This is a genomic window from Enterococcus sp. DA9 (assembly GCF_008000875.1).
Taxonomy (GTDB): Bacteria; Bacillota; Bacilli; order Lactobacillales; family Enterococcaceae; genus Enterococcus_B; species Enterococcus_B lactis.
The window spans coordinates 1-21,344 of record NZ_CP042837.1; the positions used below are offsets into that span (position 1 = coordinate 1).

The 21,344-nt window shown below is 35.5% G+C and carries 18 protein-coding genes and 3 pseudogenes; 5 read left to right on the forward strand and 16 right to left on the reverse strand.

Annotated features, from left to right (window positions below; all coding sequences use genetic code 11):
• The 12 genes and pseudogenes from FTX43_RS00170 to FTX43_RS00240 form a co-directional block, all read right to left on the reverse strand.
• A pseudogene (locus tag FTX43_RS00170) lies at positions 1–422 on the reverse strand (IS6-like element IS1216 family transposase); the annotation flags it as partial.
• Positions 423–761: 339 nt separating this feature from the next.
• A complete protein-coding gene (locus FTX43_RS00175; RefSeq protein WP_147606586.1) occupies positions 762–1,118 on the reverse strand; it encodes an LPXTG cell wall anchor domain-containing protein in 357 nt (118 codons plus the stop codon).
• Between the two features lie 311 nt (positions 1,119–1,429).
• A pseudogene (locus FTX43_RS15475) lies at positions 1,430–4,322 on the reverse strand (glycoside hydrolase family 32 protein); the annotation flags it as partial.
• Between the two features lie 153 nt (positions 4,323–4,475).
• The gene (locus FTX43_RS14795; RefSeq protein WP_187159995.1) at positions 4,476–4,628 is read right to left on the reverse strand and encodes a hypothetical protein; all 153 of its coding nucleotides are present in this window, start codon (positions 4,626–4,628) and stop codon (positions 4,476–4,478) included.
• Positions 4,629–4,797: 169 nt separating this feature from the next.
• Complete coding sequence (locus tag FTX43_RS14800) at positions 4,798–4,974, reverse strand: hypothetical protein (protein ID WP_187159996.1); 177 nt, start codon at positions 4,972–4,974, stop codon at positions 4,798–4,800.
• 322 nt (positions 4,975–5,296) lie between these two features.
• Positions 5,297–6,475 (reverse strand): IS256 family transposase, encoded by a 1,179-nt coding sequence (locus FTX43_RS00210; RefSeq protein ID WP_147606577.1) that lies wholly within the window; start codon positions 6,473–6,475, stop codon positions 5,297–5,299.
• 182 nt (positions 6,476–6,657) lie between these two features.
• Positions 6,658–7,488 (reverse strand): PTS system mannose/fructose/sorbose family transporter subunit IID, encoded by an 831-nt coding sequence (locus tag FTX43_RS00215; protein WP_047629847.1) that lies wholly within the window; start codon positions 7,486–7,488, stop codon positions 6,658–6,660.
• Positions 7,489–7,501: 13 nt separating this feature from the next.
• Positions 7,502–8,329 (reverse strand): PTS mannose/fructose/sorbose transporter subunit IIC, encoded by an 828-nt coding sequence (locus FTX43_RS00220; protein WP_047629845.1) that lies wholly within the window; start codon positions 8,327–8,329, stop codon positions 7,502–7,504.
• Positions 8,330–8,347: 18 nt separating this feature from the next.
• Positions 8,348–8,836: a mannose/fructose/sorbose PTS transporter subunit IIB gene (locus tag FTX43_RS00225; protein WP_047629842.1), complete on the reverse strand. Its 489-nt coding sequence runs from the start codon at positions 8,834–8,836 to the stop codon at positions 8,348–8,350.
• Entirely contained in the window at positions 8,833–9,267 is a 435-nt protein-coding gene (locus tag FTX43_RS00230; RefSeq protein ID WP_047629840.1) for a mannose/fructose/sorbose PTS transporter subunit IIA, read from the reverse strand. Before FTX43_RS00230 ends, FTX43_RS00225 begins: the two co-directional genes overlap by 4 nt.
• Before the next feature lie 178 nt (positions 9,268–9,445).
• Complete coding sequence (locus FTX43_RS00235) at positions 9,446–12,217, reverse strand: sigma 54-interacting transcriptional regulator (RefSeq protein WP_047929668.1); 2,772 nt, start codon at positions 12,215–12,217, stop codon at positions 9,446–9,448.
• A gap of 122 nt (positions 12,218–12,339) precedes the next feature.
• Positions 12,340–12,735, reverse strand: a complete 396-nt coding sequence (locus FTX43_RS00240) for a hypothetical protein (protein ID WP_229210182.1) — start codon at positions 12,733–12,735, stop codon at positions 12,340–12,342.
• Between the two features lie 263 nt (positions 12,736–12,998).
• On the opposite strand from FTX43_RS00240, the gene FTX43_RS00245 reads away from it, so the two are divergent.
• The 4 genes from FTX43_RS00245 (at position 12,999) to FTX43_RS00260 (ending at position 17,647) form a co-directional block, all read left to right on the forward strand.
• Positions 12,999–14,514, forward strand: a protein-coding gene (locus FTX43_RS00245) for an IS3 family transposase (RefSeq protein ID WP_147606580.1) whose coding sequence is annotated in 2 segments (ribosomal slippage) — positions 12,999–14,330 and positions 14,332–14,514 — 1,515 coding nt in all. Because the reading frame shifts where the segments join, the coding sequence is not laid out codon by codon here.
• A gap of 291 nt (positions 14,515–14,805) precedes the next feature.
• Positions 14,806–15,552: a DeoR/GlpR family DNA-binding transcription regulator gene (locus FTX43_RS00250; protein ID WP_047629241.1), complete on the forward strand. Its 747-nt coding sequence runs from the start codon at positions 14,806–14,808 to the stop codon at positions 15,550–15,552.
• 21 nt (positions 15,553–15,573) lie between these two features.
• Positions 15,574–16,407: a Cof-type HAD-IIB family hydrolase gene (locus FTX43_RS00255; RefSeq protein ID WP_047629244.1), complete on the forward strand. Its 834-nt coding sequence runs from the start codon at positions 15,574–15,576 to the stop codon at positions 16,405–16,407.
• A gap of 113 nt (positions 16,408–16,520) precedes the next feature.
• A protein-coding gene (locus tag FTX43_RS00260; protein WP_129796133.1) for an IS3 family transposase occupies positions 16,521–17,647 on the forward strand; the annotation gives its coding sequence in 2 pieces (ribosomal slippage) (positions 16,521–16,749 and positions 16,749–17,647; 1,128 coding nt in all).
• Here the strand turns inward: FTX43_RS00260 and FTX43_RS00265 are convergent.
• A pseudogene (locus FTX43_RS00265) lies at positions 17,634–18,149 on the reverse strand (hypothetical protein); the annotation flags it as partial. The gene FTX43_RS00260 and the pseudogene FTX43_RS00265 overlap by 14 nt on opposite strands.
• Positions 18,150–18,382: 233 nt before the next feature.
• On the opposite strand from FTX43_RS00265, the gene FTX43_RS00270 reads away from it, so the two are divergent.
• Positions 18,383–19,539, forward strand: a protein-coding gene (locus FTX43_RS00270; RefSeq protein WP_096001403.1) for an IS3 family transposase whose coding sequence is annotated in 2 segments (ribosomal slippage) — positions 18,383–18,641 and positions 18,641–19,539 — 1,158 coding nt in all. Because the reading frame shifts where the segments join, the coding sequence is not laid out codon by codon here.
• 231 nt (positions 19,540–19,770) lie between these two features.
• On the opposite strand, the gene FTX43_RS00275 is transcribed toward FTX43_RS00270, so the two are convergent.
• The 3 genes from FTX43_RS00275 to FTX43_RS00285 all read right to left on the reverse strand — a co-directional run bounded on the left by FTX43_RS00275 (position 19,771) and on the right by FTX43_RS00285 (position 21,321).
• Positions 19,771–20,052, reverse strand: a complete 282-nt coding sequence (locus FTX43_RS00275; RefSeq protein ID WP_002345737.1) for a hypothetical protein — start codon at positions 20,050–20,052, stop codon at positions 19,771–19,773.
• 20 nt (positions 20,053–20,072) lie between these two features.
• Positions 20,073–20,924: a hypothetical protein gene (locus FTX43_RS00280; protein WP_002345736.1), complete on the reverse strand. Its 852-nt coding sequence runs from the start codon at positions 20,922–20,924 to the stop codon at positions 20,073–20,075.
• Between the two features lie 100 nt (positions 20,925–21,024).
• Positions 21,025–21,321 (reverse strand): replication control protein PrgN, encoded by a 297-nt coding sequence (locus FTX43_RS00285; RefSeq protein ID WP_000053907.1) that lies wholly within the window; start codon positions 21,319–21,321, stop codon positions 21,025–21,027.
• Positions 21,322–21,344: the final 23 nt, after the last annotated feature.

The window sequence follows — 21,344 nt, forward strand, 5'->3', positions numbered from 1 at the left end:
AAGGCACTTGTAATAGAGGGGCTTTATCTGTGACTACAACCTTCGGTTCATCAAACTGCTTCACTAACCGCTTAAGAAAAGCATAGGCTGCTTGTGTGTCCCGTTTTTTACGTAACCAAATATCCAAGTTAAACCATCTGCATCGATGGCTCGATACAAATAATGCCATTTTCCTTTAATTTTGATGTACGTTTCATCCATTTTCCATGAATAAAAGGATTTTTTATTTTTCTTTTTCCAAATTTGATAGAGTAGTTTGCCATATTCTTGCACCCAACGATAGATCGTTGTATGAGAAACGTTAATGCCACGATCATATAAGATTCTTGAACTTCACGATAGCTAAGGTTATAACGAAGATAGTAGCCCACGGCTACAATAATCACATCCTGCTGAAATTGCTTTCCTTTAAAATGATTCATCGTCATTCCTCCTGCTATCTTTTCTATTATTCTACCTTATTTGATAGTAGATTTAAAACTTTGCAACAGAACCCTCTAAAACAACTTCTTTTAAACTTGGTCCGATAGGTTGCCCGTAGCAGTTATATTCCATTTATCATCTCCTAAAAATTAATTTGTGAATTAGTATCTATGGTGTTTTGCAAGACTTTCCTACACGCAACTGACATGTCGTTGTGCTATCAATTTCTGATTAAAATAGAGCACCGAGACAATCACCATTACCCTCAGCGACACTAATAATAGTAACCATTTTTTTAGAAATGTCATCCTTTTCCCTGCCCTATAAAAATATATAATTCACCAAAAAGGAGAGTCTGAGACTCTCCTAAATAATACTGTAACAAATTTACCATTTCTTACTCTTCTTCTGGAAATCTGTAATCCTAGAAGACTAGCAAAGAATAGCAATACTAGTCCTACTATACCCTGTAATTTAGCTTTTGAATCACCTGTTTGAGGTAAAGTATTTTCGGAAGACTGATTTAACTTCATTTCACCTACGCTATCCTGTAATTTAGCTTTTGAATCACCTGTTTGAGGTAAAGTATTTTCGGAAGACTGATTTAACTTCATTTCACCTACGCTATCCTGTAATTTAGCTTTTGAATCACCTGTTTGAGGTAAAGTATTTTCGGAAGACTGATTTAACTTCATTTCAGTTTGGTTATATTCTAATGAACCGTGTTGGTAATATATGTTTGTATGCCATATTGAGCCATATTATTACTGTTATTTTCAAAATCTAAACTATTTGAATGGGCTAGAATCTCAGTACCATGTGTTATAGAATTATTTCTGATACTGGTGAAACAGTACCCTGAGAAGTAGTTGCAGTTGGCACAGCAGGCAATTGAGGGGCATTAGCAGTAGAAGTTGAGGAGCTTCAGTAGATGTGTCTACTATAGGAGAGTTATCATTACTTTCTGCATCTTTTGCATAAGTAATCAGCAGATTTTGAATTGCCATTCTCCATCCCAAAGTCCTACGCCAACATAAGGTGCCTCTTGATAAAATGGCTCTAACTGATCAAACGTGTAAGATATATACTCAACTTCATCAACAAGAACACTTAAATTTCTCCAGATTTGACTAATTTCACATGATGTAATTATTGTCATTAATTGGAGAAGCCATAGGTGCCTCAGCAATAGTGTCACCCATAAATCGATAAAGCCTGATTGATCATTGCCACCAAATTGAAGTGAATAAGCCATACGAGGATCTTATTTTCTGATGCAAAGAAAATATTAACAAGGCCTCTTTCATATTTAACATCTAAGTCTAAGCTATAATCACTTTCAGCTACCGGTTGAGAAGTCATGTAGTAATCGTTGGCTCCTGTATTAGAGACAATTAAGATTCTCCATCTCTATACCAATCACCAGAAACAGCTACCAAATCATCTAGATTAGTCTTAAACTGATCTTCTAATATATTAACTGTGAATGTTTTGATAATGTTGGGTCTGATTGAGAAGTTACTATTACAGTAGCCGGACCAGATTTTAGTCCTCTGAGAACCACTCTATTTCCTTGCGCTTGTAATTGCACTAAGCTTGCATCATCTACTGTCCATATCACATCTTGTGCTACATCTCCTGGCATGATATAAGCTTTCAACTCAAGTTCATCCCCAATATTAAACGATTTGTGCTTTAGATAGAGAGATATATCTATCGATCCGTAACTACCTGTTTTTCGGACCAAATACTGCTTAAAGGATACAAAGCAATCTCTGCTTCGGCGCTGCTCCCTCTATCAACACACTCAATCCATTACTAGTTGGTGCTGGGAAAATTTGATTTGCTCCAGCTACTGTATTGCCTTGAGCAAATACTTCTACACTAGCTCTATCAACGAAAATGTGCAATTCAATACTGCCATCATCATGACGTTTACTGTTTGACTATTTATTTCGGCAAAGGCATTATTTAAAATAACACTGATTGACTGCGATCAAGAACCAATTTCTCTGTTTCTAAATCATAATAAACTTTGGTCTGTTCCCCGTCTCCAACACGTAAATTAAAACCTACTTTTTTAGTATCTGCCGATGGTCTAAAGGTAGAGACAATCTCGTAAACATCTCCTTTAAAGTCTGCGAACAATTGATTATCTTGTGCAACTAAAACATTTGTTGACAATAGACTCATCTAAAAGTCTCAAGCCTTCATATGCCTGAATTGGAGTTGCGTAAGAACATACTTAGAGCCATCTTTTGAGACCTAAATTTAGGTTTAGATTATATGTTCCATTAAATGCTTGTCCCAAAGCATCTCCAACTAAATTACAATAATCCCATGTGTTCATCCAGTTGATTTCTGTCAATTGTGGAATAGTAGGATTAGTTGCTGTTCCAAAATCTTGAAGATAGTAGGTCATTGCTGCATAAGAATCTTTCCCAAAATTCATCACACCATCTTCTTCAAGATAATCAGCATCGGGAATATATGTCCACTTATTATCAACTTGTTTAAAATCACCAACCTTATAGGAACGACCACCTCTAGATAATACCCATTTCAGTTCGCCAGATTCTGTTTCAATAGGATATAAATCAGGGCATTCTGTATATAAATCAGCATATGTTGACTCTACTTTCCAATCTAAAAGATTGTCTGACGAATAATTCTAAGTGGTCCGCCTGCGATCACCATAAACCATTGATTTCCATAGAAAAACTTTCGGATCTCGAAAATCTTTAGACTCTAAAGGATCTCACTCCAATCAGCGGCTATTTTATCAGATTTTGTCCACGTCTTGCCTTCGTCCTACTATAAGCTAATTTTATCCGTTGACCATTACCGTTAGCTGTAATTAGTGCTACTAGACCACCTTGTCCATCTGGGAATAGACCTGAGGTATTCTTCTCGTCAATAACCATCGCTCCTGAGAACATGGTCCCATTGGCATCAGGATAAAAAGCAATCGGCTGCTCTTCCCAGGATTAAGTCTTACTAGTTGCATGCCCCCAATGCATTGTCCCCATTTGTTATCATCATAAAATTGATAGAAGAAATGATAAGTACCATATAATAGACCAAACCATTCGGATCATTTCCCCACCCATCCTCGACAGAATAATGGAATTGATCTCTGAATAATTCATTGTAATAAATATCATCACTTGACGACGATGTACATTCAACCGATAGGAAACCTCTGCCACCGTGCCATCTGGTTGAACTACTTGACTATTCACTGTCAGATAGTTAGCGCCAATGTTCAAAGAATATCTGAAAATTGAATAGATTGTGCATTAGCATCCTTAATAGTAATTTGGGCGCAGTAGATTTTGGAGATACTTTAATAGAGATGTGGTCCGCATCATGTTTGACATACTGATATGCGCTGGCTCTTCTTCAAAAAATTGTCCTTTCGCTTCGACAGTCCCATCAGATGTCACAACGATTCTTCAATGAGGGCGACGAGTCATCCGTAAGAGGGTATACCTAACATTTTGGAAATCATTTCTCCATTCCAGTTAAGCAAGCTAAGTAGCCCTCCTGAATAAATGTTATCTGTCCCTTATCATCTTTTGAAGAAATAATCCCCTGTACTAGCAATCAGTTGATCGTGATATAATAAGACAGCCAAGTATCTAAAGCAACAACTTTAAATATATTTTTTATCTTCTGTCGGTACGATATCTTTTCATCAATTAATTGATATCTTGATTATCATCCCAAGCCACATTTTAGCTTTATGATTACTAGCATCTAGATTAACGCGTAGGCATTCTTTACGTCAGTATTTTGGTCTCCTCTAAAATAAGCGCACCAGCACCCTGATCCTTTAAGAATGTGATATCTGCACTATAAACAAAATCTTCCCCTGTTGTCTGCGAATATAAAAATGATCGCCTTTATCTAGCGTTACTATAAAGCCATCATTTACTTCTTGCCAACCTTCTTTTTCGGTGACATCTGAAAACTTAAGTTTGTCTCAAAGTTCGCCGAACCGAGAGGTAGAGAGTAGTAGTGCATTTGCTGCTATTGTTCGATTAGTGGTATCACTTACTAAACTGCTTGTTGTCATTACCTACTAGTAGACGCTGTTGACACAGGTTCTTCTTCATAAGCCTTTCAGTAGCAATAGCAGTTGTTGGTGGTACAGAAACCTTCTCTGCTTCATTTGCTGCTATTGTTTCGATTAGTGGTATCACTTACTAAACTGCTTGTTGTCATTACCGTACTAGTAGACCTGTTGACACAGATTCTTCTTCATAAGCGCTTTCAGTAGCAATAGCAGTTGTTGGTGGTACAGAAACCTTCTCTGCTTCATTTGCTGCTATTGTTCGATTAGTGTATCACTTACTAAACTGCTTGTTGTCATTACCGTACTAGTAGACGCTGTTGACACAGGTTCTTCTCATAAGCGCTTTCAGTAGCAATAGCAGTTGTTGGTGGTACAGAAACCTTCTCTGCTTCATTTGCTGCTATTGTTCGATTAGTGGTATCACTTACTAAACTGCTTGTTGTCATTACCGTACTAGTAGACGCTGTTGACACAGGTTCTTCTTCATAAGCGCTTTCAGTAGCAATAGCAGTTGTTGGTGGTACAGAACCGTCTCTGCTTCTGTCACCTGTTGATTACTCGGTATTGAAGTGTCCGTGACAACTTCACTAGTTGTGGCCGCAGCAAATTCCTCGGCTTGTACCACATGTGTGTTTAACATAACACCACCTAGAACTAAGCCACTAATAAATAAGTAATGGTAACTTTTTTTCATCATAATCCTCCTAATGATATATATTTAAAATAAGTATAATCAATTTGTAGGGAGCGTCAATAATTTTGTGTAAATAACTCGTCCTTCTGCAAAATAATGGGTTACTCAGTAAACATTGAAGCTAATGTATCCGTCACTTGTTGGAAGCCTTTATGGCTTCTATTTAAGAATTTTTGATTGTATATATCAAAGATGGATACTAGGAAACGCTCTAGTGATTCTTCATTTTGAAACTGCTCTTTTCTGCGGCTGTATTTCTTGATTTGTTTATTGAAAGATTCGATTAAATTAGTTGAGTAAATTCTTCGGCGGATACCAGGCGGAAACTCATAAAAAGTCAATAAATCTTGATTTTTTATCAGTGACTGCGTCACTTTAGGATAAGTTTTCTGCCACTTCTCAATCATACTCCCTAAAAAGGTATTTGCCTCTTCCTTTGAGCTAGCTTGATAAACAGCCTTAAAATCATCACAGATTTCTTTTCGATCTTTGACACGTACTTTATGAGCAATATTACGGGAAACGTGAACACAGCAATGTTGGTATTTAGCTTTAGGATAAATCTGGTGAATCGTATCTTTCATGCCTTTTAAGCCATCGGTAATAAACAGTAAGACATCATGAACCCCTCTGGAGTAAATGTCCTGTAACAACTCATTCCAAACGTAAGTCGATTCAGTCGGAGCAATCGCATAACTTAGTACTTCTTTAGTGCCGTCTTCTCGTATACCAATGGCAATATAGATTGCTTCTTTGGAGACGGTTTGCCGTTTTAAAGGAATATAAGTAGCATCCATGAAAATAGCGACATACTTATCATTTAGAGTTCTAACTTTAAATGCATTTACTTCTTCAGTCAGCACTTTAGTCATGTTGGACATGGTTTGTGGAGTATAGTGATGCCCATACATCTTTTCAATTAAATCAGCGATTTCAGACATCGTAACGCCTTTTTCGAACAAATGGATGATGGTGGTTTCCAATGTGTTATTTGTTCTTTTGTAGGCTGATAAAGTTTGTTGTTTAAACTCACCATTTCGATCTCTAGGTATCTCCAATGTTAATTCACCATATTCGGTTTTGATGGATCGAGAATAAGAACCGTTCCTCGAATTACCTGAATTAAAACCAGTGCGGTCATATTTTTCATACTCTAAGAAAGCCGTTAATTCAGTCCGTAGGAGGGTGTTTACCGCTCTTTCTAAGTGTGAACGGAATAATTCATTTAAATCTCCTTTAGTGACTAGAGTTTGCACAATTTCTGTAGTAAAATCATTCATAGGGAAGTCCTCTTTTCTGTGAATTGGTTGTCGTAAACTTAATTCTACAGAAGGGACTTCCTTTTTTGTATGGATTTTATTCATTTACACAAAATATTTTACGCTATCAGAGCAGAAACAAGACTATTTCTGCTGGTTACTTTATAAGAAGTTTATCTAATTTATTACATTGTATGATTTTACTATCCTAAAAATCCGAATGCTTTTCCTGCAATTCCGACAACGAAGATGATCAAAATTATTAATAGTGGACTAACATTTTTCTTTAACAACCAAGCTACAAAAAGTGTTAGAAGCAATGCTAGCATACCTGGCATGATACTATCTAATACATTCTGTACCGTTTGTGTCACCACTTTGCCATCATCATTTTTTATTCTTGTAGCCACAATTGGAATATTAATCGTAGTCCATTTACTAACTAGCGCTCCCATAACGAATAGCCCGACGATTGATGCTCCTTCAGTCAGTTTTTTAATTGCGCCACCAGCCATTCCACGAATGATTTCATTTCCTTTTTCATACCCCATTGTCAAACCAAAATATTTGGTTACCAATCGAATCGCATTAATTAATACAAAGAATAATAATGGTCCTCCGATACTGCCAGCCATAGCTAAAGAAGCTCCCAATGCTGCTAAGACTGGGCGAGCTGTTCCCCAAAAAATTGGATCTCCTACCCCAGCTAATGGTCCCATTAATCCAATTTTCATTGCAGCAATCGAAGTACCTGACATTTCACCTCCATTAGCTTTCTCTTCTTCCATCGCCCCAACTACGCCAAAGATTGGTGCTGTCAGCCAAGGATGCGTATTAAACCACTCTAAGTGACGTTGTAACGCTTCATTTCGTTCTTTTCCCGGTGAATATAGTCGTTTAATTGCTGGAATCATAACAAAACAAAAGCCCATATTTTGTACCCGTTCAAAGTTAAAAGAACCCAGCAAGAAGTTCGAACGAATAAACATGTTATTTAAATCTTTTTTTGTTAATTTTTTTTCATTTGTCTCCATTATCATGTCCTCCTTATGCATCCAAATCATCATCTAAATCATCGTCATAGTTGGCTGTTACATTTGTCGAAACTCCATCTACTTGTGGTGTTCCTCCACCTTTTCCACCGCCAATTACGTTGTATTTTAATTGAATAAATAGTAACGCAAGGCATAGACCCAAACCACCAAATCCTACTAGATTGAAATTAGTAAACGCTGCAAAAAGAAAACCCATATAAAAGAAAGGTTTCAAGTAAGGCACGTCCATCATGTTGATAACCATTGCATACCCAACAACAACAATGATTCCGCCACCAATTTGCAATCCTCCAGTAATAACATCTGGAATACCATTTAGAAAACTACTTACTGCATCCGCACTAATTAATGAAATGATAAATGTTGGAATCATAACGCGTAAAGCCTGTAGACACAAGGATAAAATATGCATAATTTCTATTCCTCTGAAATTTCCTTGTTCTGCATAACTATCCGCTTTATGGACAAAGAAAACGGTAATCGTACGCACAAAAATTGTTAATGCCTGACCAGCTGCTGCTAATGGGACAGCAATCGCTATTCCTTCACCAATTCCTTGGTGCGCAGTGATCACTAAAATCGTAGAAATAACTGATGCAATTGCTGTATCAGGCGCCATTGCTAAACCAACATTCATCCACCCCAACGCCATCATTTCCAATGTTCCCCCTAGAATAATTCCCGTGGTAACATCCCCCAAAACAAGTCCTACTAATGTACAAGCAACTAATGGCCGGTGTGTTTGGGCTTCATCTAGAACGCTCCCCATCCCAGTAATACCTGCAACAATCAATAACAAAATAACCTGAATCATCGACATGTTCATTCACTCCCTTTTTTAGTTTAATTTTGATAGTAATTCTTGATAAAAGTCGATACTTGTATCACCCGGCAATTGTCTTAACTCTAAATGAACCCCTAATTCATGCAATTTTTTGAACGCCTCAATATTAGTTGGAGAAACACTTACTGCTTTGGTGATTTGTTGACGATTCTTTTCAAAACGCATACCACCTACATTAATTTCCTTTAATGGAACTCCTTTTTCAACCAATTCAACAATATCTTCTGGTCGTTCAAATAAAAGCATCACACTATCATTTGTATAACGTGGCGATTGAAATGCGCGTACCATCTTGTCAACGGTCACTGCACTAGCTTTGACATTCGGTGGAGCCACAGATAGAACCAGTGTCTTACGCATTTCATCTTGAGCAACAGCATCTGAAACAATAATAATACGATTGATTGGTCGTAGCTTTACCCATTTTGTTAATACTTGTCCATGGATAAACCGATCATCTATTCTAACTAATTCAATTTTCATAATAAATCCTCCTCATTATCCATTATTTGCACATGGTTCATTTCTTCTGTAAAACATTTAATTCCTTCTCGAGCTACTCGTTGTAAATGATTAACCAGGTCAACTAATGACAATTGATTTTTATTAATTGCTGCTTCTAAAACCATTGGTAAATTTACACCTGTTAAAATATCAGCAAATGCTCTTCCATAAACTACTTGTGCTGCTGCATTGTATGGTGTGCCACCATAAACATCTACTAAAAATAGAATCTCTTCTCCATCTGATAATTGCTCTGTCTCTCTTGCAAATTTAGCTTGCACTTGCGGGAGCCCTTCACCTTTCTCAAATGGAATTGCTTTGACTTCATTGTCATGACCAAAAATCATTTCAAAGGCATCAACAATCCCCAGTGATAAATCACCATGCCCGCTAATAATAACTTTTACCATTCATTCAACACCCCTTTCATTTTTCTATAAGCAAGTCTCATGCCAAAAAAGTGTTTCAAGAAAAAGAGTGATTTCAAAGGCTTTTTTTGAAACAAAAAAAAAAGTGTTTCGCTTAACAAAACACTTTTTTGATGCATTTATAAAAAACGAAACACTCTATCCAAGAAATAAAACAGTTTCAATCTGCTGCAATGACTTCCGCAATATAAAATTTTTCATCATCCGTTAATTCCAACAGTAATTGTTTTTCTAATGGAGCCAATGTTTCTGTCACAATTTTAACTAATTGCTGCACCTCCGAACTGGCCACATCATGGTAGCCCAAAGGATTTTGTTTCACCACACGCTCAAATGCAAATGCCGTATGGACCACTAATTTCAACAACAACGTGTTGGAGAACTCCTTTTGCATTTTGACTTGTAGTTCTTTGGTCCAATCCAACAACATATTTGATAATAAATAGGGATTGAGATAGACCAAATACATATTTAATGTATCTTGACACAAATCTTTTACAACGACATTTTTTCGTTTGCTCCGTTTTTCTTTTAACATTGGACCACCCACGATTTTTCGAAGTATTTTTTCTCCGGTCCCTTCAATCAGCTCTTCCAAAGTTATATGTGGTGCATCAATCTTAGGATTCGTAGTGCCAACCGTTGCCAGAATATGGTACTTGTCCACAATTGCTGGAAGTTGCTCTTGTAGGCCAATGCTCGAAAGCGTAATTGTTCGAATGGTTTCGTCTGCCCCCTGCTCAATAATTTCTGCAACCATTTTTTCGATTTTGGCCGCCGTACCACTTCCCGTTGTACAGATTGATAAAATGGCTTTTTCTCGACCACCTTGCTGCATTTGCAATTGAACCGAAGAAAGAAAATCTTTCACAATGGAAGAGTAGATTCCTATTAATCCTAAATCCGTATAATTAATCTTACGAACTGCATCCAAGACCATCGATGTTGTAACATTAGGAATGGTTTTAATTTTTTTACCAGATTCTTTGATTAATACTTCTTCCATCATTGCTAAAGATCCCATATCTACCAACAGGAGAATTCCAGGCGCCCCATCCATTTCACCTAGCTGCAATAAAATTTTCTGTTTCATTTCATCAGGAGTGATAGTCAGAGGCATATTCAATGCATAGATAGGTGCTGATCCTAATAACTCTGTTGCCACTTGTACCATTGACGTAGCCGTTGCATTGCCGTGAGCAATAACCAAAATATTCACACGCTCTTTTTCCTCTAATGATTCAATGGATACAAGTAACATAGTCAGGTAAATCACTTCAATTTCTGGAAACTGAATAGAAAGAACTTCTTCAATTTTATACTTGAACAGCCTTGCCACATAATATTCTCTTTGATGTTCCGTTTTCATTTCCCGAATGTCCATTTGAGATAGACGTTTCTCTTCTTTTTCTCGTCGAAAATACGAATCAAGATGCATACCAATGTAATAGAGAAATTTCCGATCAAATCGATTTTGTAAGGCCTCTTCCGCAATTTTTTTTAATTCAATTGTTAAGGTTGAAATCTTCGGATCCATAAATTTCAACAAATTGTAATTAATTTGTTGATTATTAACAAAATTTCTTACATGAAGATGCAAATCAGTTAAAATATATTGGTGAATTTGATCTTCACCAATACCTTCACCCTCGAGAATTTTCACTTTTTCCTCTATAGTTTCATAAATATTAAAACCGTTTGTTTCGTCATCGTCCTGCTCTAAACGTTCAACTGGATCAATTCTAGTTGTAATATCAAGTAATTCTTCCAATTCTTTCGATCGTTGAAACGTTTGACTACTTGATCGCCACGTTCCCATTAATTCTTCTGGCATGTCATGAATGCCAATTGTTATTTCGTCGGCTTCATGCAAACCATGCAAAAATGCTTGCGCACAAATTAGTTGAATTTGAGATTGCATCTGACCTACATTGCCATAAGCAACCGTTTGAATTAATGCATCCATTACATCAATATTCACTAAAAAGGTTCTTTTCACCCGCTTAGCTTCTTTTTCGAACAAGAACTTGGCCAATTCTATTTTTTCTTTTACTGAACGTTCATTCAATGAAGGAATTTGGATGGTCATCGGAATACGTCTTAAGAATGTCTCAAGTAAGGAAGAATTTGGATCTTCCGTCGTGGCACAAATAATCAATACATTGGCTTTCCTTGAAAAACCCGTTTCCCCCAAACGATTAAACCGCCCATGATCAATAAAATAAAATAACATTTCCTGTCCTTCAGGTGTCAGACGATGAATTTCATCTAATAATAAAATGCCTCCATCTGCTTTTTCAACCAATCCAGCCTTGCCCACATTTGCCCCTGTATAAGCCCCTTCAATATAGCCAAACAGTTGAGCTAACAAAAGTTGTGGATTATGGTAATAATCCGCACAGTTAAAACTTTCAAAAGGTGCATCATTAGAAAGCAATTTTTCAAACATAGCATATTGATACACTTTATTGGCAAAAAACGTTTTTCCGGAACCAGTTGGACCAAGCAACAACATATGGAGTCCATTTGGAGGGTAGTGCACCGCTGCTTTTGCTTGAGAAACAGCTTTTTTTAAACTACCATTTTGACCAATCATTAATTCAAATGGATTGCGCACAACAAGGGGAGTGTGTGCCTTACTTATAAGTACTTCTTGGATTTTTGACACTTCATAGGTCGACAGTCGCAAGCGACAGTTTGCAAGCCCTTCCAAAACGCTTATAGGAAAATACCTAACAGGATAACTTTTGATTTTGATGGCTCGTTTTTGACGAACCAAATTATTCAACTCCAAACTAGCATTGGCTCGGGTAATGCCCAATGTTTCGGCCAATTCCGTTGCAGAGGAACCTTGTTCTTCTAAAATGATTTCCTCGTTTACATTTTCCCAATTATTGACTAACTGTTGATACACTTTTTCCAAACGTTTCATACTTTACCCAGCCTTTTAAAACACTTTTTTCTCTTTATTCGAAACAGTTCTTGTCTTCACTGTCTATTTATATAGCAAATGATACTATATATCAATCAAATTTGATTCTCATGTATATAAAACTATTGACTATATTTTGATAGTATATTTTTTAAATTATTCTTATGCCATTTAGTTCCTGTAAGCGTTGATACATTTAAAGTTAACATTAAGTTACTTCCATTTTCCAGTTTTTCTTTTGTATGAATCAGTATTTGCCCTCTACTTCCTTTTGCAATACATTCAGTTTTCAGTAATTGCTCTTTCTTGAAAATCAATTTATCTGTAAAAACTTTTAGATGACGCTGATATCTTGCGGCTGCTACTAAGTTATCACTAATATAAACACAACTCATAACAGGATTAAAATTAATTATATTTGTTGAAATAACGGAGTGTCCTATTTCAAAGTTATATCCTGGGTATTCGTTTTCAAGATATGCACAAAAAATTTCTTCTTTTAAAAATAAATTCATCATATTACTCCTCTTCAAATGTTCTAACTACCTACATAGATATTACTCTACTACCAGTATAAACTTCTTGAATTCTATTTGCTATATCGGTTACAATCTGTTAATTATTTAGATAATTTATAAGTAAGTTCATTATTTTATTTTAACTATTCTTTCAATTTCATATTTATTTAACAAGATAAATTAAAAACTTGTATTTTGCAAGAATAAAATCCATAAGAGGGGGTGCGGACATAATCTTGGACAGATAAGATAGGAGAATGTCCATGTACTCTTACGAAGAGAGAATGAAAGCAGTTCAGCTCTACATTAAATACGAACACTCTTTAGCATCAGTTATTCAGGAATTAGGGTATCCTTCTCCAAAAGCTCTATATAAGTGGTTTAAAGAATATGAGAAAGAAGGAGATCTTTATAAGACATCGAAAAGAAATCACCAATTTACTCATGAAGAAAAGCAATTTGCTGTAGATCATTATATCGAATTTGGTCGTAACTATTATAGGACCGTTCGTATGTTAGGCTATCCAGATCGAAATCTCCTTAGTGATTGGTGTAAAGAACTGGCTCCTGAAACTCGTAAAATACGACGCAGTAAGTTAAACTATTCTCAAGAGCAGAAAAAAGAGGCCGTGATTCATCTTGTGAGCCGAAAAACTTCTGTCCGAAAAATCGCTGAGCGTTTACAAGTTACTCGAAAGACGCTTTATGATTGGAAACAGGAGCTCATCGGTGAGGAACTTCCCCCAAACATGTCGAAAATACCGAATAACCAGAACACAGAAGAATTAAAAGATGAAGTTGATACTTTGAAGCGACAAGTCTATCAATTACGTATAGAAAAAGATATCTTAGAGAAATCTGCAGAACTAATAAAAAAGGATATAGGCATCAATCCAAAGGATCTATCGAACAAGAAAAAAGCAAGGGTGATTGATGCTTTATCTGAAACCTATCCTCTGAAAGCTTTGCTTAAGAGCTTAAACGTAGCCAAGAGTAGTTACTTTTATCATAGAAGCCAATTAAAACAATCAGACAAGTATTCAGGTTTACGGGTTCTGGTTAAAGAAATTTTTACAGAGAATCAAGCGATTTATGGCTATAGACGGATTCATAGTGAATTAAAAAATAGAAAGATAATTGTGTCTGAAAAAGTCGTCAGAAGATTAATGAAAGAAGAAAAACTAACCGTTAGGTTTGTTGCTAAAAAGAAATATAACTCTTATGCTGGTGAGATAGTGCCAGCTACACCTAACGTGATTGAGAGAGACTTCACGGCCGAAGCCCCCAATGAGAAGTGGTTGACTGATATCACGGAGTTTCGTATTCCGGCTGGCAAAGTGTATTTATCTCCTATTATTGATTGTTTTGATGGCATTGTTGTTAGTTGGTCTATTAGTACTCAGCCCAATGCAGAATTGGTAAACAGTATGTTAGACCAAGCACTCTCATCGCTAGCGCCAAATGAAAAACCGATCGTCCACTCTGATCGAGGCGCACACTATCGGTGGCCAGGGTGGTTGGAAAGAATTGAAACCAATGGTTTGATTCAGTCTATGTCTAAGAAAGGATGCTCCCCCGATAACGCGGCATGCGAAGGGCTTTTTTGGAAGATTAAAAAATGAGTTCTTTTACGGGATATCTTGGAAAAAGAGTACAATAGATGACTTTATCCATCTTCTAGATCGTTATATCCATTGGTACAATAATAAAAGAATCAAACAATCACTTGGCGGTATTAGTCCCCTTCAATATAGAAAGCAGTTAGGGTTGATCGCTTAATAAAAGTCCAAGAAAACATCCGCACCCCCCTATTCTACATATTTATTCTGCCATACACAAAACTTACATAATCCAATACCTTTTTATCCATTTAGCAGAGTAACTTTGAATACTTATAGTTATCCTTAACTGCTTTCTTTATTTTTCTACACATGAGATAGTGGATTCAATAGAATAAAAAGATATATAATTGAATCTCAAACTATATAAACATCTTCAAAAAACTTACATTTACTTACATATACTTGAAAATGCATACCTTTTTGTTATACTTTATATGAGGTGATTATAATGTTCCAAGAACAAAGATTAAACAAACTCTTACAGCTGTTAGAAAAAAATGAAGAACTTTCATCTAAAGATATGATTGACTATTTCAAAGTATCACGAGATACAATTCGAAGAGACTTTTTAATCCTCACCAAAGAAGGAAAGGTTAAACGAACACATGGCGGCATAATGAAAGTTAGTCAAAAACCCCAAATTTATTCTTTCGAAGAAAGGTTAAGTAAATTCTCAGACGCTAAAACCCACATTGCCAAAAATGCTGAAACATTTATTAAAGACAATGGAACTTATTTCTTAGATGTTTCGACTACTGTTCTTAAGCTGGCTCAGTTGATAGATAAAAAAGCAACCATCTATTCTCACTCTTTAGATAATGCTATTATGCTAAGTAATAAGCAAAATATTAAATTCAACTTATTAGGTGGACAATTCTTTAAAAAGAATCGTTTTTATTATTCTCTGAATGAAGCAGAAGTATTGAAGAATATTTCCTTTGATGTTGCTTTTATTGGTGCTGCTGGATTACGTAATGGAGAAATTAGTTTTGAAGATCAAGAAGATGCCTTTTTAAAACAACTAGTCTTGCAAAATGCTAAAACAAAAATTTTAGTAGCTGAGGAAACAAAATTTAATCAGTCTGCTACTTATACCATAGGAACAATTAACGACTTCGATTACTTCATAACTGATAAAGCTTTAAAAAGAGAAAAAGCAAAATTATTATCAAACGATGTTTCATTGATTTATTGAGAGAAGAAAGGTTGAAGAGGTATGAACTCCAGACAAATCCAATTAGTGATAAGTGATATCGATGGAACTATTTTAAACGATCATCACTTAGTTGATGATCAATTAAAAGATATTCTACCAGTATTGCACCAAAAAGCTATTCCTTTTATTTTAGCTTCTGCTCGTTCACCAAAAGGTATGATTCCTATTACAGAAGAACTTAATATAACTGATAATCCGATCATCTGCTATAATGGAGCACTAGTTTTAAAAAAACAAAAATCCGGGCATTATACTTCTCTATTTAGTCATGAATTAAATAGGACAGATGTCCAACAACTTATTAACCTCATTAATACTAAGTTTCCCCACGTCACAATTAATCTATATTCTGGAAGTGAATGGTACGTTGATAAAATTGATAAATGGACAAAGATAGAAGCTGATATTACGAAAGAGCATCCTATCGTAAAGAACATTCAGCAATTATTATTGAATGTTGCTTTACCTATTCATAAGCTTCTACTAATTGGTGCATCTGAAGAAATCAAACAGCTTCTTGGATATTGTACTAATTTACGTTTGCCAAATAGCTCATTTTATTTATCAAAAGATAATTATTTAGAAATCACTCATCGTGATGTATCTAAAGATAAAGCATTAATAGAGTTATCGAAATACTATGATGTCCCTTTAGAAAACACAATGGCTATAGGAGATAATTTTAATGATATTCCTATGCTTTCGTTAGCAGGTCTTGGTGTCGTAATGGACAATGCTCCTGAAGAGGTAAAGAAAAGTACAAATTTAAAAACAACTGACAATAATCATAATGGGGTTTCAAAAGCTATAAGAAAATTTATTCTAGATACTTAAAATAGTTGTCCAAAATTCAAGGTCCCTATAATTTTGGTGTTAGTATCAAATCTTAGACAGCTTTTCGTAGAGACAAGAATAAATTAAACTTATCTACGAGAGGATGAATTTTTATGACCCGATATGAAGAAAATTTTAAACAAATGATTGTTGAACTGAATCAAACTGGACGTTCTGTTCGAGGGTTAGCGAAAGAATATGGCTTATCTGAAGCAACGATTTACAAATGGAAGAATTTATATTTACCTGATCAGTCCACAGGACTGACTGGAAAAGAAGTAGCTGAACTGAGAAAAGAAAATGCTCGTTTAAATGAGGAACTTGAAATCTTAAAAAAAGCCGCAGCCATATTCTCTCGGAAAACCTAAATTCGCTTGTTCAATTTATTGAAAAATGGTGTAAGGATTACACTGTTTCTTTGTTGTGTCGGTTATTAGAAATCCCTAGAAGTGTCTATTATTTTTATAAGAATAAACCGTTGACAGCTACAGAAATCAGAAATAATAAGTTGAAAAAGAAGATTTCAACAATTTTTTTTACGAATAAACAACGCTATGGTGCCACAAAGATCCATCAAGTTTTATTAAAAGAAGGGATTTCAGTATCTCTTAAACATGTCCAAAAGCTAATGAAACAATTAAATTTAAGGTCGATTGTAGTTAAAAAATATAGACCTCAAAGGTCTAATAAACCGATCATTTCAACAGAGAATCTCTTAAATCAGGACTTTTCTACTGAAACGATCTGTGAGAAATGGGCAGCTGACATTACGTACATTCCTACTAAGAAAAATGGTTGGTGTTACTTATCTTCAATCATGGATTTACACACGAAAAAAATTATTAGTTATACATTTTCAAAACGAATGACTGTGGATTGTGTCATTCAAACATTGAATAAAGCAAAAATACATTATCACATTCCAGAAGGAATGATTCTACACACTGACTTGGGCAGCCAATACACAGCAAGAGAAGTGGAACAATGGCTTAAAACCAACAAAATAAGGCATTCTTATAGTAGAAAAGGAACACCTTATGATAATGCTGGAATCGAATCTTTCCATGCCTCATTGAAAAAAGAAGAAGTCTACACGACTAGCTACTCAGATTTTGAAGAAGCAAATCGAGCGCTATTTAGCTACATTGAAGGATTTTATAACCGAAATCGAATCCATAGCTCGATTCACTATCTAACCCCACAGGAATTTGAAGAATTAGCAAAAGAAAAAATGGCTTAACCGTCTCTACTAAAATGTGTCCAAGATATTGACTCAAATCCAAAAAAACTCCAGGAAGATTTCCTGAAGCTTTTTTGTGTGGCTCTGTTTGATATTTTTTTATTGCTTGGTTCAAGCGTTGGTATTCTATTTGTTCACTATGCGTCAGTACTTTCTTTTGTTCTAACGCATAGTGACGTGTCATATAAGAAAGATATTTGGTAAAATCTTGTTCTTCTAACTTGTCAAAATTGATTCCATGTTTCATCAACGATTGCGCTTCATTCGACGTTTCGCTGAATTCTTTACCCGTCTTACTCTCCGAAAAAGTTTCTCCTTCAGGAATATAAAAATCCTCTAAAGCATTCTTGATTAGACGCAGTTCCTGTTCTTCCTCGGGCGTACGTCGTTCCTTTTCTTCCAGCGCTTTTTCTCTTGTCATATAATCAATGTATGTTGAAAAAGATTTTTTATTGGGCAAGGTAAATTGACAAGTGAGAATGACTGCTGGTGATTTACTCATCACATTCTCCTTCTAATTTTTATCGTTTTAAGAACCTTGTTGGATCAAATACTTCACTTTTTGTAGTCACTGATTCGCTTATTGTTTTCTTTATCTTAGGAGAATATTTCTTCGTTTGATTTGCTTTTATCTTGCCTTCCACACGCTCTTTTTGCATGTATGCTAATAAAGTAGACAGTTTTTTTGCTATGCTATTAATTAATTAGACATTATTTGAGAAAGGAATTTTGATTATGGTAGACAAACGTAAATCTCCACGAAAATTTGACGAAGAGTTCAAAAAATCAATCGTAAAACTTTATGAAGGTGGCAAATCGCAAAACGCTTTAGCTAATGAATATGGAGTCGCCCTGTCCTCCGTAGCTCGCTGGGTGAAGCAATATTCTGAAGTCCAAATTGATGATGATACGATCCTCACGGCTCGACAGATCAAACAGTTACAGAAAAGAAACCTTCAGCTAGAAGAGGAAAATTTAATCTTAAAAAAAGCGATTGCCATATTCACGCCACACTCGACAAACGACTAAATGCGATTCGTATTTTACGTCATGAACACTCTGTTGTTACGCTTTGCAGGGTTCTTAAGGTTAATCGTTCAACTTACTACAAACGTTTTTCTGGAAAAATTGCTCCTAGAACAGCAGAAAACCAACAGTTGAGAAAGATGATCTTAGAAATCTATACAACCTCTAAAAAACGAGTAGGTCCTGCAAAAGTACGACGCATGCTTCTACGTGACTATGGCATTTCTATTAGTATTGGACGAGTTTATCGCCTAATGAGTACAATGAACTTACCTAAAATGTCTACAGTAAAACCTGTCTTTAAACCGACCGCAGGTCAGGTTTCTTTGAAACGCCCTAATCATTTGAAACAAGCGTTTAACCCTCCTGCACCAAATCAAGTATGGACGAGTGATTTTTCTTATATTCCTGTTGGAAAAAAATCATTTGTTTATCTTTGTGTGATTTTAGATTTATTTTCTAGAAAAATCATTGCTTGGACTGTCAGCAAAAATATTGATACTACTTTAGCTATTACAACACTAGAAAAAGCAATTCAAGTCAGAAAGCCTAAGGCTTCCGTTCTTTTTCACACAGATCAAGGTTCCCAGTATACTTCATTTGAATTCAGAAAGTTTTTAGAAAATCATTCTATTGTTCAGTCCCTATCGAAACCTGGGTATCCCTGGGACAACGCCGTTACAGAAGCTTTCTTCAAATATATGAAGAAAGAAGAACTCAACAGAAGAACCTTTTCTTCTCTTCAAGAAGTCCAACTTGCTTGCTTTGAGTATATCGAAGGATTCTACAACTCACAGCGTCCTCACGGAACCTTAGGTATGCTTACACCAAATGAAATGGAGGATAAATACTTTGATTCTCACTAAGTATCTGCTCTTTTTGTGTCTACTTTATTGACATTTATCCAGAAAAGGAGCCTATCCTTTCCGCTATCCTACCTCTATCCTTTTACTATCCTTTACTATCCTTCCGCTATCCTATTTTTAAATATTTTGTTCCCACAATTATTTTTGAAAAACGTAATAGGCACAGCCTATTGGAACACTTTTTTTAAAAGTGTTCCCACGTTTCCTTATGCTCTTTACAAATAAAGGCTTTTAGAGACGTTCTGGAATTTTAGATTCCTTGAATTGTTCCCATTCATCAATCAATTGGCTATAAGTAGCCATTAATTTTTCTTGCTCTTGTTGCTTTCGAATCAACAAAAAATCAGTTTGATTCGTTAATTCTAAATATTCTGTTCGGTATTCAATGTTCATCGTACCCGTTTTACTACATAGTAACTGATTATGACGTTCTTTCACTTTGAATAACTGCTCCTTCTTTAAGGTTTTTAACTCCATGCCAACTATAAGCACAATCCTGTATAGAGGAATCATTTTCAAACGATTCTCCATAATTATTTATCTTTCATTGGAAGTTCTAAATCACTACTGTTCCAAAAAATGTATGGTTTGTTTTGACGAATATTACTTCCATCTAACCACAATTTTCCGATGCCATATCGTAGGCTTGCTTCGACTTCATAAAAATTGTAGATCTCTTTTCTTCGATCTATTGCTTTCATTTCCTGGCCATTTTTTAAAATAGATCTGATGCCCTTAACAGTAGATTCATGGATACTCGTGTGAACGATATCCGTATTGATCAATTCGTCATATCTTCCAAAATCAACATTGTACTCATAACCAAGAAGTGTCGGAATCAGGTCAATTTCAATTTCTTTTTCAATTGAACGTTTAATAAGTTTCGTGGATACATACCCGACCAAAAAGAGAATAATACCCACTTCAAACAAATACATGTGTCCATTTACAAAGTGAATAAACGTCAATAAAAAATCCTTCACTCCTTTTGTTGTTCTTCCAGATTGTTCAATTTGTTTTATTAAAGTCGCTAGAATTGCATTTACAACAATTAAATCGAATAGGCTTTTGAAAAGTTTTCCTGCTGTTAATTTTTGCCTGGTAAATTGCATGACTAATTGAGTAAAAATAGACAATAGCATGACAAAAATCAACGTCATTAGCACTGTAAAAATGTCTGATGCTGCAATCCTATTGGGATCATTTATCAAGTAATAAGCCGTTCCAAATACTCCAATCGAGTAAACGGTTAAATCAAGAATAAGTCGTGCCCCGTAACTACAAAGTTTTCCTAATGGCCATAATTGCAATACCCAAAATTTCTTTCGTTTGCTATTTCTTTTCAGAGGAAGCCAGGTGTGTTCAATCCAGTCGTCCGATTTCATTTCGATTTCTTCCCTAAATTCTTTCCTTTAACGTTTTCCTTTGCTACTTTAGCAGCGATAGGTTGCTCAATGAACCAATTTTTTAAGTAAATAAAAACTACTACTGGATATACTTCTTCCTTTTTCTTAACTCGTTAGCTATTTTATACTCAATATACTCCTGCTCTAACACACACAAACAATCATATACCTGATCCATAGTCTCCCCAGAAGCTAAGGACAACCCATGAAGAAACTCAATCGGCAAAGAAGCAACTGTTTTTTCCCTGGTAACCCAAGAAGACAAAGTCCCCTGCTTAAAACCATAAAGCTCACAGAACACTTCCACAGATAATCCCAAACGACCAATGATAAACACATTAACAGGATGTGAATAGACATAATTTTTTAACGACATACAACTTCCTCCATGATACATAA

Bases quoted from the DNA above. Each gene is read 5' to 3' on its own strand.
- FTX43_RS00285 (WP_000053907.1), bottom strand. From the start codon at position 21,321: ATGTCGTTAAAAAATTATGTCTATTCACATCCTGTTAATGTGTTTATC.
- FTX43_RS00210 (WP_147606577.1), bottom strand. From the start codon at position 6,475: ATGAATGATTTTACTACAGAAATTGTGCAAACTCTAGTCACTAAAGGA.
- FTX43_RS00240 (WP_229210182.1), bottom strand. From the start codon at position 12,735: ATGATGAATTTATTTTTAAAAGAAGAAATTTTTTGTGCATATCTTGAA.
- FTX43_RS00250 (WP_047629241.1), top strand. From the start codon at position 14,806: ATGTTCCAAGAACAAAGATTAAACAAACTCTTACAGCTGTTAGAAAAA.
- FTX43_RS00235 (WP_047929668.1), bottom strand. From the start codon at position 12,217: ATGAAACGTTTGGAAAAAGTGTATCAACAGTTAGTCAATAATTGGGAA.
- FTX43_RS00220 (WP_047629845.1), bottom strand. From the start codon at position 8,329: ATGTCGATGATTCAGGTTATTTTGTTATTGATTGTTGCAGGTATTACT.
- FTX43_RS00215 (WP_047629847.1), bottom strand. From the start codon at position 7,488: ATGGAGACAAATGAAAAAAAATTAACAAAAAAAGATTTAAATAACATG.
- FTX43_RS00255 (WP_047629244.1), top strand. From the start codon at position 15,574: ATGAACTCCAGACAAATCCAATTAGTGATAAGTGATATCGATGGAACT.
- FTX43_RS00230 (WP_047629840.1), bottom strand. From the start codon at position 9,267: ATGGTAAAAGTTATTATTAGCGGGCATGGTGATTTATCACTGGGGATT.
- FTX43_RS00280 (WP_002345736.1), bottom strand. From the start codon at position 20,924: ATGAAATCGGACGACTGGATTGAACACACCTGGCTTCCTCTGAAAAGA.
- FTX43_RS00225 (WP_047629842.1), bottom strand. From the start codon at position 8,836: ATGAAAATTGAATTAGTTAGAATAGATGATCGGTTTATCCATGGACAA.
- FTX43_RS00175 (WP_147606586.1), bottom strand. From the start codon at position 1,118: ATGAAGTTAAATCAGTCTTCCGAAAATACTTTACCTCAAACAGGTGAT.
- FTX43_RS00275 (WP_002345737.1), bottom strand. From the start codon at position 20,052: ATGATTCCTCTATACAGGATTGTGCTTATAGTTGGCATGGAGTTAAAA.